This window comes from Streptomyces sp. NPDC034084, from assembly GCF_055575535.1.
In genome coordinates, this window is the sequence record NZ_JBVISK010000006.1 from 474,717 (window position 1) to 493,128 (window position 18,412).

Annotated in this window: 19 protein-coding genes; 10 read left to right on the plus strand and 9 right to left on the minus strand. The window is 71.3% G+C overall.

The window, feature by feature from the left end; translation table 11 throughout:
• The first annotated feature begins 6 nt into the window (after positions 1–6).
• The 3 genes from ACZ51I_RS24035 (at position 7) to groL (ending at position 2,441) form a co-directional block, all read left to right on the plus strand.
• The gene (locus ACZ51I_RS24035; RefSeq protein WP_468879275.1) at positions 7–240 is read left to right on the plus strand and encodes a hypothetical protein; all 234 of its coding nucleotides are present in this window, start codon (positions 7–9) and stop codon (positions 238–240) included.
• 146 nt (positions 241–386) lie between these two features.
• Positions 387–695, plus strand: coding sequence for a co-chaperone GroES (groES, locus tag ACZ51I_RS24040; protein ID WP_010471835.1), 309 nt, complete (start codon positions 387–389; stop codon positions 693–695).
• 117 nt (positions 696–812) lie between these two features.
• Positions 813–2,441, plus strand: a complete 1,629-nt coding sequence (gene groL / locus ACZ51I_RS24045; RefSeq protein WP_468879278.1) for a chaperonin GroEL — start codon at positions 813–815, stop codon at positions 2,439–2,441.
• Between the two features lie 64 nt (positions 2,442–2,505).
• Here groL and ACZ51I_RS24050 read toward each other — a convergent pair whose 3' ends face one another.
• A complete protein-coding gene (locus tag ACZ51I_RS24050) occupies positions 2,506–3,204 on the minus strand; it encodes an ester cyclase (protein WP_468879281.1) in 699 nt (232 codons plus the stop codon).
• Positions 3,205–3,286: 82 nt separating this feature from the next.
• Here ACZ51I_RS24050 and ACZ51I_RS24055 point away from each other — a divergent pair, with 82 nt between their 5' ends.
• Entirely contained in the window at positions 3,287–3,430 is a 144-nt protein-coding gene (locus tag ACZ51I_RS24055) for a hypothetical protein (RefSeq protein ID WP_468879284.1), read from the plus strand.
• Here the strand turns inward: ACZ51I_RS24055 and ACZ51I_RS24060 are convergent.
• From ACZ51I_RS24060 to ACZ51I_RS24080, 5 genes are all read right to left on the minus strand, one after another.
• Entirely contained in the window at positions 3,407–4,426 is a 1,020-nt protein-coding gene (locus tag ACZ51I_RS24060; RefSeq protein WP_468879287.1) for a hydroxyacid dehydrogenase, read from the minus strand. The genes ACZ51I_RS24055 and ACZ51I_RS24060 overlap by 24 nt on opposite strands.
• Before the next feature lie 17 nt (positions 4,427–4,443).
• On the minus strand, positions 4,444–5,298 hold the full coding sequence (locus ACZ51I_RS24065; protein WP_468879289.1) for a carbohydrate ABC transporter permease: 855 nt from the start codon (positions 5,296–5,298) through the stop codon (positions 4,444–4,446).
• Positions 5,295–6,182 (minus strand): carbohydrate ABC transporter permease, encoded by an 888-nt coding sequence (locus ACZ51I_RS24070; protein WP_468879292.1) that lies wholly within the window; start codon positions 6,180–6,182, stop codon positions 5,295–5,297. Before ACZ51I_RS24070 ends, ACZ51I_RS24065 begins: the two co-directional genes overlap by 4 nt.
• A gap of 4 nt (positions 6,183–6,186) precedes the next feature.
• Positions 6,187–7,503, minus strand: a complete 1,317-nt coding sequence (locus ACZ51I_RS24075; RefSeq protein ID WP_468879295.1) for an ABC transporter substrate-binding protein — start codon at positions 7,501–7,503, stop codon at positions 6,187–6,189.
• A gap of 101 nt (positions 7,504–7,604) precedes the next feature.
• Positions 7,605–8,714: a substrate-binding domain-containing protein gene (locus ACZ51I_RS24080; RefSeq protein WP_468879298.1), complete on the minus strand. Its 1,110-nt coding sequence runs from the start codon at positions 8,712–8,714 to the stop codon at positions 7,605–7,607.
• Positions 8,715–8,879: 165 nt separating this feature from the next.
• Between ACZ51I_RS24080 and ACZ51I_RS24085 the strand changes: the two genes are divergently transcribed.
• A complete protein-coding gene (locus ACZ51I_RS24085) occupies positions 8,880–10,709 on the plus strand; it encodes a DUF2264 domain-containing protein (RefSeq protein WP_468879300.1) in 1,830 nt (609 codons plus the stop codon).
• Between the two features lie 41 nt (positions 10,710–10,750).
• On the opposite strand, the gene ACZ51I_RS24090 is transcribed toward ACZ51I_RS24085, so the two are convergent.
• Positions 10,751–11,524, minus strand: coding sequence for an SDR family NAD(P)-dependent oxidoreductase (locus ACZ51I_RS24090; protein WP_468879302.1), 774 nt, complete (start codon positions 11,522–11,524; stop codon positions 10,751–10,753).
• 28 nt (positions 11,525–11,552) lie between these two features.
• Positions 11,553–12,227 (minus strand): MOSC domain-containing protein, encoded by a 675-nt coding sequence (locus tag ACZ51I_RS24095; protein ID WP_468879305.1) that lies wholly within the window; start codon positions 12,225–12,227, stop codon positions 11,553–11,555.
• An 80-nt stretch (positions 12,228–12,307) separates the two neighbouring features.
• Between ACZ51I_RS24095 and ACZ51I_RS24100 the strand changes: the two genes are divergently transcribed.
• Complete coding sequence (locus ACZ51I_RS24100) at positions 12,308–13,201, plus strand: LysR family transcriptional regulator (protein ID WP_468879308.1); 894 nt, start codon at positions 12,308–12,310, stop codon at positions 13,199–13,201.
• Between the two features lie 82 nt (positions 13,202–13,283).
• On the opposite strand, the gene ACZ51I_RS24105 is transcribed toward ACZ51I_RS24100, so the two are convergent.
• Positions 13,284–13,622, minus strand: coding sequence for a WhiB family transcriptional regulator (locus tag ACZ51I_RS24105; protein WP_468879310.1), 339 nt, complete (start codon positions 13,620–13,622; stop codon positions 13,284–13,286).
• A gap of 431 nt (positions 13,623–14,053) precedes the next feature.
• Between ACZ51I_RS24105 and ACZ51I_RS24110 the strand changes: the two genes are divergently transcribed.
• The 4 genes from ACZ51I_RS24110 (at position 14,054) to ACZ51I_RS24125 (ending at position 18,385) form a co-directional block, all read left to right on the plus strand.
• A complete protein-coding gene (locus tag ACZ51I_RS24110) occupies positions 14,054–14,665 on the plus strand; it encodes a response regulator transcription factor (protein WP_003948568.1) in 612 nt (203 codons plus the stop codon).
• Positions 14,666–14,908: 243 nt separating this feature from the next.
• On the plus strand, positions 14,909–15,511 hold the full coding sequence (locus ACZ51I_RS24115) for a sigma-70 family RNA polymerase sigma factor (protein ID WP_308433031.1): 603 nt from the start codon (positions 14,909–14,911) through the stop codon (positions 15,509–15,511).
• A gap of 140 nt (positions 15,512–15,651) precedes the next feature.
• On the plus strand, positions 15,652–17,154 hold the full coding sequence (gene guaB, locus ACZ51I_RS24120; protein WP_468879313.1) for an IMP dehydrogenase: 1,503 nt from the start codon (positions 15,652–15,654) through the stop codon (positions 17,152–17,154).
• A gap of 106 nt (positions 17,155–17,260) precedes the next feature.
• A complete protein-coding gene (locus ACZ51I_RS24125) occupies positions 17,261–18,385 on the plus strand; it encodes a GuaB3 family IMP dehydrogenase-related protein (protein ID WP_467386311.1) in 1,125 nt (374 codons plus the stop codon).
• The last annotated feature ends 27 nt before the right edge of the window (positions 18,386–18,412 follow it).

An 18,412-nucleotide genomic window follows, 5' to 3' on the forward strand; every position in this document is an offset into this window, starting at 1 on the left:
GCCGCCGTGGCCGTGACCGGAGCGCTGCTCTCCCTCCCGGCCTGCGCCTCCTCGGTCGACCCCATCGAGCGGCTCGGCCGCAAGGCGGCGGAACGGGTGACCCCCCGGCCCTCGCCGGTCCAGCACGTACGGGCGGTGGTGGACCCGAAGCCCTGCGGAAGGGCCGGAACACCCCGTACGGTCGCGCGCATCCTCACGCCACGGAGCGATGAATTGGCACTCCGCTTGACCGAGTGCTAACCGCGGTCATAGTCTCGGCTCTGGCACTCCCCACCGGAGAGTGCCAACACAGCGACGGGCAGGTCCGGCACCCGCGACGACGGATCCACCTGGTCGCCACCTCAGACAGTTAACCCCGTGAGATCTCCGAAGGGGGAGGTCGGATCGTGACGACCACCAGCTCCAAGGTTGCCATCAAGCCGCTCGAGGACCGCATTGTGGTCCAGCCGCTCGACGCCGAGCAGACCACCGCCTCTGGCCTGGTCATCCCGGACACCGCCAAGGAGAAGCCCCAGGAGGGCGTCGTCCTGGCCGTGGGCCCGGGCCGCTTCGAGAACGGCGAGCGTCTGCCGCTCGACGTCAAGACCGGCGACATCGTGCTCTACAGCAAGTACGGCGGCACCGAGGTGAAGTACAGCGGCGAGGAGTACCTCGTCCTCTCGGCTCGCGACGTGCTCGCGATCGTCGAGAAGTAATTCACCGAAGTACCGAAGTACCTGAAGCAGATGCTTTGAGCTGCGCCCCGAGGCCCCTTCCAGGCGCCCCGGGGCGCGGTTCGTTCCACCCGATTCCGAGAGGGCTGAACCGCTCCCATGGCGAAGATCCTGAAGTTCGACGAGGACGCCCGTCGCGCCCTTGAGCGCGGCGTCAACAAGCTTGCCGACACGGTGAAGGTGACGATCGGCCCCAAGGGCCGCAACGTCGTCATCGACAAGAAGTTCGGCGCCCCCACCATCACCAACGACGGTGTCACGATCGCCCGCGAGGTCGAGATCGACGACCCGTACGAGAACCTCGGCGCCCAGCTCGTGAAGGAGGTGGCGACCAAGACCAACGACATCGCGGGTGACGGCACCACCACCGCCACCGTGCTCGCCCAGGCCCTGGTCCGCGAGGGTCTGCGCAACGTCGCCGCCGGCGCCTCCCCGGCCGCCCTGAAGAAGGGCATCGACGCCGCCGTCAAGGCCGTCTCCGAGGAGCTCCTCGCCACCGCGCGCCCGATCGACGACAAGTCGGACATCGCCGCCGTCGCCGCGCTCTCCGCGCAGGACCAGCAGGTCGGCGAGCTCATCGCCGAGGCGATGGACAAGGTCGGCAAGGACGGTGTCATCACCGTCGAGGAGTCCAACACCTTCGGCCTGGAGCTCGACTTCACCGAGGGCATGGCCTTCGACAAGGGCTACCTGTCCCCGTACATGGTGACCGACCAGGAGCGCATGGAGGCCGTCCTCGACGACCCGTACATCCTGATCAACCAGGGCAAGATCTCCTCGATCCAGGACCTGCTGCCCATCCTGGAGAAGGTCATCCAGGCCGGCGCCAGCAAGCCCCTCCTGATCATCGCCGAGGACGTCGAGGGCGAGGCCCTCTCCACCCTCGTCGTCAACAAGATCCGCGGCACCTTCAACGCGGTGGCCGTCAAGGCCCCCGGCTTCGGCGACCGCCGCAAGGCGATGCTCGGCGACATGGCCACCCTCACCGGTGCCACCGTCATCGCCGAGGAGGTCGGCCTCAAGCTCGACCAGGCCGGTCTGGACGTGCTGGGCACCGCCCGCCGCGTGACCATCACCAAGGACGCCACCACCATCGTCGACGGCGGTGGCAACGCCGAGGACATCGCCGGTCGCGTCGGCCAGATCAAGGCCGAGATCGAGACCACGGACTCCGACTGGGACCGCGAGAAGCTCCAGGAGCGCCTCGCGAAGCTCGCCGGCGGCGTGTGCGTCATCAAGGTCGGCGCCGCCACCGAGGTGGAGCTGAAGGAGAAGAAGCACCGTCTGGAGGACGCCATCTCCGCGACCCGCGCCGCGGTCGAGGAGGGCATCGTCTCCGGTGGTGGCTCCGCGCTCGTCCACGCCGTCAAGGTCCTGGAGGGCAACCTCGGCAAGACCGGCGACGAGGCCACGGGTGTCGCGGTCGTCCGCCGCGCCGCCGTCGAGCCGCTGCGCTGGATCGCCGAGAACGCCGGCCTCGAGGGCTACGTCATCACCTCGAAGGTGGCGGAGCTCGACAAGGGCCAGGGCTTCAACGCCGCGACCGGCGAGTACGGCGACCTGGTCAAGGCCGGCGTCATCGACCCGGTGAAGGTGACGCGCTCCGCCCTGGAGAACGCCGCCTCGATCGCCTCCCTCCTCCTCACCACCGAGACCCTCGTGGTGGAGAAGAAGGAAGAGGAGCCGGCGGACCACGGCCACGGCCACGGTCACGGCCACTCCCACTGAGGCCCGTAGCGCACAGCTGAGGCCCGGTGCCCCCGTCGCGGGGGCACCGGGCCTCAGCGCTGCCTCACATCTCCACGGCGCCGAGCTGCCCCATGAGCCCGAGCAGGTCGTACTGCCACCAGCCCTCGACGGCCTTGCCGTCCTCCCGGAAGCGGTGGAGGACCATCCCGGTCATGCTCACCTCCATACCGGTGGGCTGGATCCCCATGAAGTCGCCGACATGGGTGCCGTTCCAGGTCCAGCGGGTGCACACCCGGTCGCCGTCGGCGATCTGGTCCTCGACGGTGAACGTGAAGTCGAACGCCGCCCGCCACATCTCCGCCTCCCGGCGCACCGCGTCCATGCCGTACGCGTCGCTCGGGTTGCTCGGATCGTGGTCGTGGTAGCCCTCGGCGAACACCTCGTCGAGCGGCGGAAGCTCCCCGGGAGCCGAGATCAGCTCGAAGAACCGGCGGGAGGCCGCCTTGTACATCTGCTCGTCCCGGACGACGTCGAGGTCGGTGAAGGTCGGCATCTCGTCACAGAGGGCGACCATCTCCCGGAAGATCCGGTCGGTCTCGGGGAGCTGCGAATTCTGCATGGCCACGTCGTACGAGGGGAACTCGACGATCTCCACGACGTGCGAGGCGTCGGACCGGTCCTTGCCGACGATGCTGTGCGTCGCGGTCCGCTTGCCCTTGGTCTGCTCGACCCACTGATCCATGAGCCGGTTCAGGTCGTCCACGCGACTGGTCTTGCAGTCGATGATCTGTACGAAGGTCATGATGCCTCCCGACCCAAGAGGGGACCCCTCCAGTCTAGGTGGGGTGCATGGAGCGGGCAGGGGAGGCCGACCGCCGGTCGCGGTGACCAACGGGTCGGGCGTCGTCGTCATCGGCGGGGGCCGGGTCGCGAGCGGCGCGGTGCCGGCCGTGCTCGCCGTGGCCCCGGAGGGGCTCCCGCTCGTCCTGGCCGAGGCCGGGCGGCTACGCCGAGCGCCGGAGGTCTGACGCCCGGACCTCCTCCGCGAAGGGTTCGCCGAGGACGTACCTCTCCACCTCCCCGATCGCCTGGTCCGCCATGCGGTGGAGTTCGTTGCCGAGGGAGCCGGCGACGTGGGGGGTGAGGAGGACGTTCGGGAGAGTCCACAACGGCGAGTCCGACGCCGGGAGTTCCGGGTCCGTCACGTCGAGGATCGCGTGGAGTCGGCCCGAGGCGAGGTGGGGGAGGAGGGCGGTCTCGTCGACGAGGGAGCCGCGGGCCGTGTTGATCAGGGTGGCGCCGTCGGGCATCGCGGCGAGCTGGGCGGCGCCGATCATGCGGTACGTGGAAGGCAGTTGGGGCGCGTGCACGGAGACGACCGTGCTGCGGGCGCAGAGTGCGTCCAGGGACACCAGCTCCACGCCCGGTGGCGGGACCTCGACGTACGGGTCGTACAGGAGGATCTCGAAGTCGAAGGGGCGGAGGAGTTCGAGGACCCGGCGGCCGATGCGGGAGGCGCCGACGATGCCGATCGTGCGGCGGTGGTTGCCCCAGTCGGCGGACTCGCCGAGCCAGGCGTGGTCGGTGCGCAGTTCGGCGTACCGCTGGGCCGAGCGGAGGACCCGCTTCCCGGCGAAGAGGATCGCGGCGAGGGTGTACTCGGCGACGGGCAGCGCGTTGGCGGCGGCGGCCGAGGTGACGCGCAGGCCGCGCTCCCAGCAGGCGTCGGTGATGTGGTGCTTGACGGAGCCGGCCGCGTGGACGACCGCCCGCAGACGGGGGGCGCGGTCGAGGACCTCGGCGGTGAGCGGGGTCGCTCCCCAGCAGGTGAGGAGGATCTCGGCCTCGGCGAGGGCGGCGGCGACCCGCGGGCCGGGGGCGGTCAGGTCGTGGGCCACCAGGCGGGGGTCGGTGTGCGCGAGTTCGCCGAGGCGGGTGCGGTGGGCGTCCGTGAGGAGGCGTTCGCCGACTCCGGGACCCATCGCGAGCAGGAGGGAGGGGCGGTTGTCAGTGGTCGGGTGCATCGTTGTACCTGTGCTCCTCATTTGACGCTGCCGGCCGTCAGACCGGCCTTCCAGTGGCGCTGGAGGGAGACGAAGGCGACGACGAGGGGGACGACGGCGAGCAGGGACCCGGTGACGACGAGGGGGTAGTAGCCGGGTTCGGCGTGGGCGTTGCTGTTCCACGCGTACAGGCCGAGGCTCAGCGGATAGAGCTTCTGGTCCGAGAGCATCACCAGGGGGAGGAAGAAGTTGTTCCAGACGGCGGTGAACTGGAAGAGGAAGACGGTCACGAAGCCGGGCATGACCATGCGCAGGCCGATGGACCAGAAGGTGCGCAGCTCCCCGGCGCCGTCGATACGGGCGGCCTCGAGAGCCTCGTCGGGGATGTAGCCGGCGCAGAACACCCGGGAGAGGTAGACCCCGAAGGGGTTGACCAGGACGGGGATCAGGACCGCCCAGTAGGTGTTGACGATGCCGACCTCGCTGGCGAGGAGGTACATCGGCAGGGCGAGCGCGGTGGTGGGGACGAGCACGCCCAGGAGGACGAGGCCGAAGAGCTTCTCCTTGCCCCGGAAGTCGTAGACGTGGAAGGCGTACCCGGCGGCGACGCTGATCAGGGAGCAGGCGAGGGCGCCGAGGCCCGCGTAGAGGAGGCTGTTGGCGTACCAGTGGAAGTAGACGCCGTCGTTGTACTCGGCGAGCCGGGAGAGGTTGCCGCCGAGGTCGAAGCCCTCGAAGGAGAAGGCGTTTCCGGCGAGGAGGCCCCCGGCGTCCTTGGTGGCGGCGGTGAGCAGCCAGACCAGCGGGAACAGCATGTAGACGACGGCGAGGACGAGGGCGCCGTTGACGGCTGCCTTGGAGAGCCAGACGGTGGGGGTACGGGGCTTGCTCACGCGCGCTTCCCCTTCCGGCCGGTCAGTCGCGTCACCGCGAAGGAGAGCAGCGCCGCCGTCAGGGCGAGGAGGACGGAGGCCGCGGCGGCGAGCCCGTAGTCGTTGCGGTCGAAGGCCGCGGTGTAGGCGTACATGTTCGGCGTCCAGGTGGAGGTGACGGCGGAGCCGGTGCCCTTGTTGAGGATGAGCGGCTCGGTGAAGAGCTGGAGGGAGCCGATGACCGTGAAGAGACCGACCATCGCGAGGGAGGCCTTGACCAGCGGGACCTTGATCGCGAAGGCGATGCGCCAGGCGCCCGCGCCGTCGACGGTGGCCGCTTCGAGGACGGAGCGGTCGATGGCCTGGAGGGCGGCGTAGAAGATGACCATGTTGTAGCCGAGCCACTCCCACAGGGCGATGTTGACGACGGACGGCAGGGTGCCCTCGGGGGAGAAGAAGTCGAAGCCGACGCCTCCGGCCTCCATGGCCTGCACGACCGGGCTGAGCTGGGGCGTGTAGAGGTAGACCCAGATCAGGGCGGCGATGATGCCGGGAACGGCGTGCGGCAGGAAGAGCGCGAGCTGGAAGAAGCGGCGGGCGCGGGCGAGCGCCGAGTCGAGCAGGAGGGCGAGGCCGAGGGCCCCGGTGAGCAGCAGCGGGATGTAGAGCAGGCAGTACCCGAGCAGGACGCCGAAGCCCTCGCGGAAGGCCCGGTCACCCAGCGCCGCGGTGTAGTTGTCGAGGCCGGTGAAGACGGTCTCGGTGCCGCCGAAGCCCAGTCCGGACTGCTTCTCGGTGAAGAGGCTGAGCCAGACCGCGTATCCGATCGGCACCACCATCACCGCGGTGAACAGGACGAAGAAGGGCGTCAGCAGGAGTGTGGCAGCGCGGGTGCGGGCCTTCATCGGGTCAGCCCTCGACCTTCAGACCGCGCTTGGTGAGTTCGGCGACGGTGGCGTCGTGGCCTGCCTTGACGGCGTCGGCGATGGCCGGGCCGCCCCGGGCGATCTTGCCGAACTGGTCCTTGATCGCGGTGTTGGTGGTGCCGGTGGTCGGGCCCCAGGCCCAGTTCGGGTTGATGGATGCGCCGGCCGCCTCGAAGAGGGCGTAGATGTCCTGGCCGCCGTAGTAGCCGGCGTCGAAGGCCTTCTTGGCGACCGGGCGCAGGGCAGCGGCGGCGGGGAAGGCGGAGGAGGTGCCGGAGGCGATCCGGGCCTTCACGCCTTCCTCGGTGGTGGACATCCACTCGGCGAAGGTGACGGCCGCGGCCTTCTGCCCGCTGTCCTTGGTGACGGCGAAGGAGGTGCCGCCGAGCATGCCGCTGGCGGGCTTGCCGTCCCAGGTGGGGATGGGTGCGACGGCCCACTTGCCGCTCATCTCGGGCACGTTGCCCTTGAGGACGCCCGCGCCCCAGGAGGCGCCGAGGTAGCCGACGGTGGTGCCGTTCTTGAGGGAGCCGACCCACTCGGGGCTGAAGGAGGCGTCCTTGTGGACGAGATCGGCGTCGAGGAGGCCCTGCCAGTAGGCGGTGACCCTGGTGGTGGCCGGGTCGGTGGTGTTCACCTTCCAGGTGTCGTTCTCGGCCTTGAACCACTGGGCGCCGGCCTGCCAGGCCATGGCCTCGAAGGTGGTCGGGTCGTCGGGGAAGAAGGTGGCGATCCGGGCCTTGGCGTCGGCCTTCCTGACCTGCTCGGCGGCCTTCTTGAACTCGTCCCAGGTGGCGGGGACCTTCACCTTGTACTTCGCGAAGAGGTCCTTGCGGTAGAAGAAGGCCTGCGGGGCGGCGTCGAAGGGGACGGCCCAGGACTTCCCGCCGAGGGTGGTGAGTTCGACGGACTGCGGGAGGAGCTTGGCGCGGTCGGCCTCGGTGAACTGGTCGCCGATGTCCTGGAGGGCGCCTGAGCTCACGAACTCCGGGAGCGAGGAGTACTCGATGGAGACCAGGTCGGGGGCGTTGCCCGCCTTCACGGCGTTGGAGATCTTGGCGTAGCCGCCGGCGGTGCCGGAGGGGATCTCCTCGAACTTCACCTGGATGTCGGTGTGGGAGGCGTTGAAGGCGTCCACGACGTCCTTGGAGCCCTTGGCCCAGCCCCAGAAGGTGATGGTCACGGGCCCCTTGGGCTTGCTTGCGGTGTCGTCACCGCCGCCGCCGCAGGCCGTGAGGACGGCCAGGGCGGTGGCGGTGCCGGCTATGACACGGGACGTTCTGCTCCAAGTACGGGTCACGGCACGGCTCCTGAGGGCGGGGCGGCTGGAGGTTGTGGCCGTGATCCTGTGACCGTTCATGACCGAAGTCAAGAGCGAAAGATTGATTGATCGAAAAAAGATCAGATCGAAGAGGCGGGCCCCCCGCTCGCGCGTGCGCCGCACGAGTCCCGCACCCGCAGCCACGGCAGCAGACTCAGATGCCGCCGCGCCGTGTCCTCGTCGGGGGCCTCCGTGAGCCGCTCCACCAGGAGCTCCGTGGCGTGCCGCCCCACCTGCCGCTTCGGCGGGGCGACCGCCGTCAGCGGGGTGTCCGCCAGGGCGGCGACCTCGTCGTCGTACGCGATCAGGGCCAGGTCCTGCGGCACCCGTACGCCCAGCTCGGCCAGGCGCTGCACGATCTCGATCGCGTCCACGTCGTTGTGGACCAGGGCCGCGCTCGCCAGGCCCGAGCCGACGGCCTCGTGCAGCGCCCGTACCGCCCGCTCGAAGCCCTCCGGATCGGCCTCCGCCGGGACGGAGTCGATGACCGGGCGCGGCTGCTCCAGGCCCAGCGTGCCCAGCGCCTCGGCGTAGCCCGCGCGCACCGCGAGCGCGGTCGGCGAGTCCCCGCGGGCCACGAGCAGAGGCGTCGCGTGGCCGAGCGCGAGCAGATGGCGCAGGGCGAGCAGCACGCCGTGCGCGTGGTCGGAGGAGACCCGGTCCAGGCCGTCGAGCGGGCTGCCGGGCTCGGCGCGGCGCTCCAGGAGGACGGCCGGTACGGGCAGTTCGGCCAGCCAGTCCCCGTAGGCGAGCCGGTCCTCCGGCCCCCGCCAGCCGGGCGCGACGAGGACGCCCTCCGCGCCCGCCGCGAGCAGCCCCTCGGTGCGGGCGCGGTCCTCCTCCGGCCGGTAGTCGGAGATCCGCAGCACGAGCCGCGCCCCGGCGCGGGCCGCCGCCTCGTGCGCCCCCCGGATGACCTCGGCGAAGTAGTACGTGGCCGAGGGGGCGAGCAGGCCGAGGACCAGGCCCTCGCCGGAGCGCCCGCCGCCGGGCGCGCCCTGCCGCCGGGGCCAGGAGACCTGGCCGTGCACCCGGTCGAGCAGGCCCCGGCCGGCCAGGAACTCGACGTCCCGGCGGGCGGTGACGGGGGAGACCCCGAGGCGTTCGGCCAGTTCGGAGACGCGGGCGGTGCCGCGCTCGCGCACCAGGGCCAGCAGTCGGTCGTGTCGTTCGGCAGCACTCTCGCGCACGGCGCAGTTCCCCCTCGCGGTGGTGGTGGGTTCCCGACCCTAACCCAGGAATGATCGAACGATGCCAGTTTCGATCATTCGCTCTGATCCTCTTGACGTTCGATCGGCGTCTGTTGAGGATTCCCGGCGAGGCAGACGCCCTCGCAGGGAGCCCCAGGGAGCATCATGCCCACGCCACCCGAGAACCGTGAGCTCAGCCCGTACACCGGCTGGACCCGTGCCCACTGGGAGGACGCGGCCGACCGTCTCCTCGTCGCCGTACGCCCGTTCGCCTCGCCGGGGCTCGGCCTCATCGACCTCCCCGGCCCCCGCCCCAGCTGGTCCGGCCCCCGCTCCGACGGCCTGGAGGGCTGGGCCCGCACCTTCCTCCTCGCCGCCCTGCGCGTCGCGGGCGCCCACGGTGAGGACCCGGGCGGCCACCTCGACCGGTACGCCGAAGGGCTCACCGCCGGGACCGCCCGACCGGGACGGCTCGACGACCCCGACTCCTGGCCCCTGATGGCCGACACCCGCCAGGCGGTCGTCGAATCGGCCTCGATCGCCCTCGGGCTCCGCCTCACCCGCCCCTGGCTCTGGGACCGCCTCGACGAGCGGACCCGACGACAGGTCGCCGACTGGCTCCTCCCCGCCCTCGGACCGTCCCCCGTCGACAACAACTGGTGGCTCTTCGGCCTCACCGTCGCCGGATTCCTCCAGGACGCCGGGATCGAGACCGACCGCGCCGCCGCCACGATCGACCGCTCCCTCGCCCGGATCGAGGACTGGTACCTCGGCGACGGCTGGTACAGCGACGGCGACAACCGCGCCTTCGACCACTACAACGCCTGGGCGCTGCACTTCTACCCCGTCCTCCACGCCCACCTCGCCGGCGACGAGGACCTCCTCGCCCGGTACGGTCCCCGGCTCCGCGCCCACCTCGACGCGTACGTCCACCTCTTCGACGCGAACGGCGCCCCCGTCCCGTACGGGCGCTCCCTGATCTACCGCTTCGCCGCGGCCGCCGCCCCCTGGCTCGGCACCCTCACCGGCCACACGCCGCTGACCCCCGGCGCCACCCGCCGCCTCGCCTCCGGCAGCCTGCGGTACTTCCTCGACCGCGGCGCCACCGACGAGCGCGGGCTCCTCGGCCTCGGCTGGCACGGCCCGTACCCGCCGCTCGTCCAGGAGTACTCGGGACCCGGCTCCCCCTACTGGGCGTCCAAGGGCTTCCTCGGCCTCCTCCTGCCCGCCGGTCACCCCGCCTGGACCGACTCCGAGGAACCCCTGCCCGCCGAACGCGCCGACACGGTCATCCCCGTCACCCCCGCCGGGCTGCTCGTCCAGACCACCGCCGCCGACGGGCTCGTACGCCTCCACAACCACGGCAGCAACCACGTGGGCAGCACGGCGGGCGGGTCGGACGACCCCGGCTACGCCCGCCACGCCTACTCCACCCGTACGGGACCCAGTACGGGGAGCGCGGCGGCCGACAACCACTTCGCGCTGCTCGTCGACGGCGAGCCCACCCCGCGGGGCCCCGCCGTCCCGGCCGGCACCGGCCCCGACCGGGCCGCCTCCCTCCACCGACCGCAGCCCGGCGTCCGGGTCCTCTCCGCGACCCTCGTCCACGGCCGCGCCGAGCTCCGCGCCCACCTCGTCCTCGGAGCCCCCGAGGGGACCCCCGTACGGCAGACCGGCTGGGCCGTCACCCCCGACGGCCCGCACGCCCAGCTCCACCCGGTCCACGGCTACGGGCCCGGGACCACGGAACTCCCCACCGGGGAAACCCTTCAGGGCCCCGACAGCCGCACCCTCGCCCTGCACGGCGCCACGCGGGGCCCCGCCTCGCTCTTCGTCGCCCTCGCCTCCCTCACCGCCGAGCCCGGCCCGGCCCCCGTGTCTGAGCTCGGCCACGTCCGGGTCACCGGCCCCCACACCCTCACCGTGACCTGGCGGAACGGCCCCACCGCCCGGCTGGACCTCGGCGCGGTGAGCGGGACGACCGCGGCGCCATAGGGCGTACGAAGGAAGCGGTCCGAACGGAAGCCCCGACGGGGCTACTGCGGCCCGTACTTGCGGCCGGCCTTCGAGGAGACCCCGCCGAGCAGGGCGCGCGGCGCCAGCTTCACCACACCCATCAGGGCCTTGTAGCGGGGGTCCGGGATCGACAGGGTCCTCCCCCGCGCCAGGTCCGAGAGCGCCGCCGCCACCAGCTTGTCCGCGTCGAGCCACATCCAGCCCGGGATGTTCTCCGTGCCCATCCCGGCCCGCTCGTGGAACTCGGTCCGTACGAAGCCGGGGCAGAGCGCCATCAGCCGCACCCCGCTGCCCGCGAGGTCCCGCGCCGCGCCCTGGGTGAACTGCACGACCCACGCCTTGGACGCCCCGTACGTGCCCCGGGGCACGAAGGCCGCCACCGAGGCGACGTTCACCACGCCGCCCCGCCCCCGCCGCTTCATCGAGGCGGCGGCCGCCGAGGTCAGCCGCAGCACCGCCTCGCAGTGCACCGTCAGCATCTTCAGCTCGTCGGCCATGGACACGTCGAGGAAGCGGCCCTTGTTGCCGAAGCCGGCGTTGTTCACCAGCAGGTCCACCGGCCGCCTCGGGTCCGAGAGCCGGGCCTCGACGGCGGCGATCCCGTCCTCCTCGGAGAGGTCCGCCGCGAGCACCTCCGCCTCGACGCCGTGCCGGTCGTGCAGCTCGGTCGCCTGCTCCCGGAGCCGCTTCACGTCCCTGGCCACGAGCACGACGTCATGGCCGTCCGCCGCCAGTCTCCGTGCGAAGGCGGCGCCGATGCCCGCGGTGGCGCCCGTAATCAGTGCAGTCGTCATACGGGAAACCTAGTGCCCCGTTCCCCGCCTACGCCTTGGCGTACTTCTCCGTGTACTGGCGGGCGAGCGCGAGGAGTCCGGACTCCATCCACTCCGCCGCGGCCAACGTGCCGGGCAACAGGGCGCGTTCGACGGTCGCGGCGCGGTGCAGGAGCGCCACGGTGATGTCGTGGTCCGGCCGGTGCACCACCGTGATCGGGTCGCCGGCCCGCACCTCGCCCGGCACGATCACCCGCAGCAGCGCCCCCGGACCGGCCTCCGACTGCGTGAACCGCTTCACCCAGCCCTTCTCCTCGATGAAGCCCTGGAACGTACGGCAGGGGATGCGGCCGCCGGTCACCTCCAGGACCACCTCCTCGCCGATCCGCCACCGCTCGCCGATCAGGGCCCCGTTCACGTCGAGGCCCCGGGTGGTGAGGTTCTCGCCGAAGGAGCCGTTGGCCAGTTCGCGGCCGAGCTCCCGCTCCCACAGGTCCATGTCCTCCCGGGCGAAGGCGTACGCCGCCCGGTCGTCACCACCGTGGAAGCGCAGGTCGCAGACCGCGTCCCCGGCGACGCCGCTCCCCCCGACACCGGGCGCCCCCGGCGCCTCGATCCGTACGGCGCTCTCCACGGGACGCTTGTCGATGCCCGTCATTCCCGAGGCGGCGTCGGTGTACTCCACGGGCCTGGCGGGGCCCACATTCACGCTCAGCAAGGTCATGCGGGCACTGTACGGGCGGCGATCTCAAAGCCGCGGGCGAGAACGGACAGCTTCACCCAAGAGTCGCTTATGCTGGACGCATGATCGAGGCCCGCCACCTCCGCGTCCTGCGCGCCGTCGCCGCCACGGGCTCCTTCTCGGCCGCCGCGCGCGAGCTCGGCTGCACCCAGCCCGCCGTCAGCCAGCAGATGAAGGCGCTCGAAGCCTCCGCCGGCACGCCGCTGCTGATCCGTACCGGACGCGAGATGCGCCTCACCGAGGCCGGCGAGGTCCTGGTGCGCCACGCCTCCGGCATCCTCGCCGGGCTCACCGCCGCCGAGGAGGAGGTCGCCGCCATCGCCGGACTCCGGGCGGGCCGCGTGCGCCTGGTGTCCTTCCCGAGCGGCAGCTCCACGCTCGTACCCACCGCGCTCGCCGCGCTGCGCGCCGCGCACCCCGGCACCCGGGTCTCGCTCGTGGAGGCCGAGCCGCCGCGCTCGATCGAGATGCTCCGCGAGGGCGACTGCGACATCGCCCTCGCGTTCCGGTACGGGGCCGGGCAGGCCGAGTGGGACGACCTGGTGGTCCGCCCCCTCCTCGCCGACCGGCTGGTCGGCCTGGTGCCCGAAGGGCACCGGCTCGCCGGGGCAGGGGCGGTCGGCATCGCGGAACTCGCCGAAGAGTCCTGGATCGCGGGCTGCCCGCGCTGCCGCCGCCAGCTCGTGGACGTCTGCGAGGACGCGGGCTTCACGCCGCGCATCGACTTCGCCACCGACGACTACCCGGCGGTGGTGGGCCTGGTCGGCGCCGGTCTGGGCGTGGCCGTCCTGCCGGAGCTGGCCATCGAGTCCGTACGGCCCAAGGGCGCGCGGACCGTGGCCGTGGAGCCGGCCGTGGAGCGGGAGATCGTGGCCCTGACGCTGCCGGACCTCGCGCAGGTCCCGGCCGTCGCCGCCACGCTCGACGAGCTGATGCGCGCCGCCACGCGCGCGTAGCGCCGCACATGACGCACGCGTGCGCGTGGGTCGGTCCGGGTGTGCCGGTGTCAGTTCGCGTGGGGGTTGAGGAAACGTTCCTTCACATGCGCTCCACGATGGGCGTGGCCGACGGGGCCGCCGGTGCCGTCGTGATCAGGCGGTTGCGCGCGCGACCCATGAGTTCTTCGCGTTCGTCCTCGGTGAGGCCGCCCCATACGCCGTAGGGCTCCCGCACGGCGAGTGCGTGTGCCGCGCACTCCGCGCGCACCGGGCACCGCATGCAGACCTCTTTCGCCGAGTTCTCACGCGCACTCCGTGCCGCGCCGCGCTCTCCCTCGGGGTGGAAGAACAGGGAGCTGTCGACCCCGCGGCAGGCCGCGAGGAGTTGCCAGTCCCACAGATCGGCGTTGGGTCCGGGAAGGCGGGAGAAATCTGCCATTGCGCTTGTCCCCTTGCAACCGTGTCGAACGGATAGTGGGCGGGTGGATGGCTGAGGGCCGGGGCTCCTCGTCTCCCCGACAGGTCCAGGCGATACACCTACTGTCTAAGTAGATGTAAATATGACTCATTGCGAATCTAGCCACAGACACTGCGAAAAGGGAAGAAATCCCGCTAAATGGGGCATAGCTTTCGATGTTGGGACGAACGACCCGCGACACTCTCCTCCGCGCACGACCCCTCACGTAGAGTGCCGAAGGTGCCGTCCGACCCGTAACTCTTTCGAGTGACCGTCGTTGAGAGTGCGGAGGCGGTTGAAGGAACAAGCGCTCGGGCAAGTGTCCGAGGGTGTCGACCGCACAGGTGACGATACGTACAGCCCTGGAGGCTCAAGGTGACGCGCAACAGCTGCGAGAGCCGCGGAGGTCACGCATGACATCCGTCCTCGTCTGCGACGACTCCCCGCTTGCCCGAGAGGCGCTCCGCCGCGCGGTCGCGACCGTGCCCGGCGTCGAGCGCGTGACCACCGCGGCCAACGGCGAGGAAGTCCTCCGCCGCTGGGGCGCGGACCGCTCGGACCTGATTCTGATGGACGTGCGCATGCCCGGTCTGGGCGGCGTGGAGACCGTCCGCCGGCTGCTCTCCGCGGACCCGGGCGCCCGCATCATCATGCTCACGGTCGCCGAGGACCTCGACGGCGTCGCGCTCGCCGTCGCCGCGGGTGCCCGCGGCTACCTGCACAAGGACGCCTCGCGCGCCGAGCTGCGGGCCACGGTCACGCAGGCGCTCGCCGACCCGACCTGGCGGCTCGCCCCCCGGCGCCTCCGTTCGGCCGAGATGGGCGCCGCGCCCACCCTCACCGCGCGCGAGATCCAGGTCCTCGAGGGCATGAGCCACGGCCGGTCCAACGCGGAGATCGGGCGCGAGCTCTTCCTCTCGGAGGACACGGTCAAGACCCACGCACGGCGCCTCTTCAAGAAGCTCGGTGCCTCCGACCGGGCGCACGCGGTCGCCCTCGGATTCCGCTGGGGCCTGGTCCGCTGAATCGCAGGTCACCTGCCGTCTCCCCGTCCTCGCCCGCGTCCGTCGTGGGCTGGACGGGGTGGGCTTGTGTCACTTCTCCGCGCGATGCCGCATCCTTGAGATGTGGAGTTCCTCGGGGACGAGTCGATCGAGCGGGAGGGGAGGGCGCGGGAGATGAGTGCCGGCGCACCTGCTCATAACGCTTCGGTGCACAACTACGGACACGGTGCCGCGAACCGAGAGGCGTCGGGGCACCATGGAGCGATGCGCGACGACGAGACCGTGGGTACCCCCATGCCTGCCGGGCAGGGGGAGATCGGCGCGCTCGTGCACCGCGCGGTCGACGGCGACGCGCAGGCCACGCACGATCTGCTCGCGCGCGTCCACCCGCTCGCCCTGCGGTACTGCCGCACCCGCCTCAACCGGCTGCCAGGTGACGCCCGGCACTTCGTCGAGGACCTCGCCCAGGAGGTCTGCGTCGCCGTCCTGATGGCGCTTCCGCGCTACAAGGACACGGGCAGGCCCTTCGAGGCCTTCGTCTTCGCCATCGCCGGACACAAGGTCGCCGACCTCCAGCGCGCCGCCATGCGGCACCCCGGATCCACGGCCGTGCCCTCCGACGAGATGCCCGAGCGGCCCGACGACTCGCTCGGCCCCGAGGAGCGTGCCCTGCTCAGCGACGACGCCGAGTGGGCCAAGAAGCTCCTCGCCAACCTCCCGGAGAACCAGCGCGAGCTGCTCGTGCTGCGAGTCGCGGTCGGACTGACCGCCGAGGAGACCGGCCAGATGCTCGGCATGTCCCCGGGCGCCGTCCGGGTCGCGCAGCACCGCGCCCTCAGCAGGCTCCGCGCCCTGGCCGAGCAGTAAGCCTTGCCGGGCCGCGTCATCCCTTTCGTCCACGTGCGAACGTCCAAAGCTTGCCGCTGATCTTGATCGTGGAATGAGACACCGCTCAAGCCCGTTAGCATGGACATCCCGCACCGATCAAGGCCATTTGGGAAGGTGTCATGACTGCCAACGTCGACGGAGTGCCCGAGAAATTCGCGACACTCGGGCTGACCTACGACGACGTGCTGCTGCTGCCGGGCGCGTCCGAGGTCCTCCCGAACGCGGTCGACACCTCGTCCCGCATCTCCCGCAACGTCCGCGTGAACATCCCGCTGCTCTCGGCGGCGATGGACAAGGTCACCGAGTCCCGCATGGCCATCGCCATGGCGCGGCAGGGTGGCGTGGGCGTGCTGCACCGCAACCTGTCGATCGAGGACCAGGTCAACCAGGTCGACCTCGTGAAGCGCTCCGAGTCCGGCATGGTGACCGACCCGATCACCGTGCACCCGGACGCGACGCTGGCCGAGGCCGACGCGCTGTGTGCCAAGTTCCGCATCAGCGGCGTCCCGGTCACCGACCAGGCCGGCAAGCTCCTCGGCATCGTCACCAACCGCGACATGGCCTTCGAGTCGGACCGCAGCCGCCAGGTGCGCGAGGTCATGACCCCGATGCCGCTGGTCACCGGCAAGGTCGGCATCTCCGGCGTGGACGCCATGGAGCTGCTCCGCCGCCACAAGATCGAGAAGCTGCCGCTGGTCGACGAGGCGGGCATCCTCAAGGGCCTCATCACGGTCAAGGACTTCGTCAAGGCCGAGAAGTACCCGCACGCCGCGAAGGACAAGGAAGGCCGCCTGCTCGTCGGCGCGGCCGTCGGTGCCAGCCCCGAGGCGCTGGAGCGCGCGCAGGGCCTGGCCGCGGCAGGTGTGGACTTCCTGATCGTCGACACGTCCCACGGTCACAACAGCAACGCCCTGAACTGGATGGCGAAGATCAAGTCCAGCGTCGACGTCGACGTCATCGGCGGCAACGTCGCGACGCGTGACGGCGCGCAGGCCCTGATCGACGCCGGTGTCGACGGCGTCAAGGTCGGCGTCGGCCCCGGCTCCATCTGCACCACGCGTGTCGTCGCCGGCATCGGTGTCCCGCAGGTCACCGCCATCTACGAGGCGGCGCTCGCCGCCCGCGCGGTCGGCGTCCCGGTCATCGGCGACGGCGGCCTGCAGTACTCCGGCGACATCGGCAAGGCCCTCGCCGCCGGCGCCGACACGGTCATGCTGGGCAGCCTCCTCGCCGGGTGCGAGGAGTCCCCGGGCGAGCTGCAGTTCATCAACGGCAAGCAGTTCAAGTCGTACCGCGGCATGGGCTCGCTCGGCGCGATGCAGTCCCGCGGCCAGGGTCGCTCGTACTCCAAGGACCGCTACTTCCAGGCCGAGGTGGCCTCGGACGACAAGCTCGTGCCCGAGGGCATCGAGGGCCAGGTGCCCTACCGCGGTCCCCTGGCCAACGTCCTGCACCAGCTCGTCGGCGGTCTGCGCCAGACGATGGGCTACGTGGGCGCGGCCACCATCGAGGAGATGGAGTCCAAGGGCCGCTTCGTCCGGATCACGTCCGCGGGCCTCAAGGAGAGCCACCCGCACGACATCCAGATGACGGTCGAGGCGCCGAACTACAGCAGGAAGTAACACAGCGCGACGCGTGGGGGCGGTTCCGGCATGTGGCCGGAGCCGCCCCCCGCGCGTGTGTCGGGGATACTGGTAGGCGCAGACGTAGAGGGAAAGGCCACACATCGTGACTGAGATCGAGATCGGGCGCGGCAAGCGCGGCCGCAGGGCGTACGCGTTCGACGACATCGCCGTCGTCCCGAGCCGGCGCACCCGGGACCCGAAGGAGGTCTCGATCGCCTGGCAGATCGACGCCTACCGCTTCGAGCTGCCGTTCCTGGCCGCCCCGATGGACTCGGTCGTCTCGCCGCAGACCGCCATCCGGATCGGCGAGCTGGGCGGCCTGGGCGTCCTGAACCTGGAGGGTCTCTGGACCCGGTACGAGGACCCGCAGCCGCTCCTCGACGAGATCGCCGAGATGGACGAGGCGACCGCGACCCGCCGTCTGCAGGAGATCTACGCCGCCCCGATCAAGGAAGAGCTGATCGGGCAGCGCATCAAGGAGGTGCGCGACTCCGGTGTCGTCACCGCCGCCGCGCTCTCCCCGCAGCGGACCGCGCAGTTCTCCAAGGCCGTCGTCGACGCCGGCGTGGACATCTTCGTCATCCGCGGCACGACGGTCTCCGCCGAGCACGTCTCGGGCGCGGCCGAGCCGCTGAACCTGAAGCAGTTCATCTACGAGCTCGACGTCCCGGTCATCGTCGGCGGCTGCGCCACGTACACCGCGGCCCTGCACCTGATGCGCACCGGCGCGGCCGGTGTCCTGGTCGGCTTCGGCGGCGGCGCCGCGCACACCACCCGCAACGTCCTCGGCATCCAGGTCCCGATGGCGACCGCGGTCGCCGACGTGGCCGCGGCCCGCCGCGACTACATGGACGAGTCCGGCGGCCGGTACGTGCACGTCATCGCCGACGGCGGCGTGGGCTGGTCCGGCGACCTGCCGAAGGCGATCGCCTGTGGCGCCGACGCCGTGATGATCGGCTCCCCGCTGGCCCGTGCCACGGACGCGCCCGGCAAGGGCCACCACTGGGGCATGGAGGCCGTCCACGAGGACGTGCCGCGCGGCAAGCTGGTCGACCTGGGCATCGTCGGCACCACCGAGGAGATCCTCGCGGGCCCGTCGCACATCCCGGACGGCTCGATGAACTTCTTCGGCGCGCTGCGCCGTGCGATGGCCACCACGGGCTACAGCGAGCTCAAGGAGTTCCAGCGCGTCGAGGTCACGGTCGCGGACGCGCAGCACAAGCGCTGACGGCCGTCCCGTAGGTATGGAGAGGGG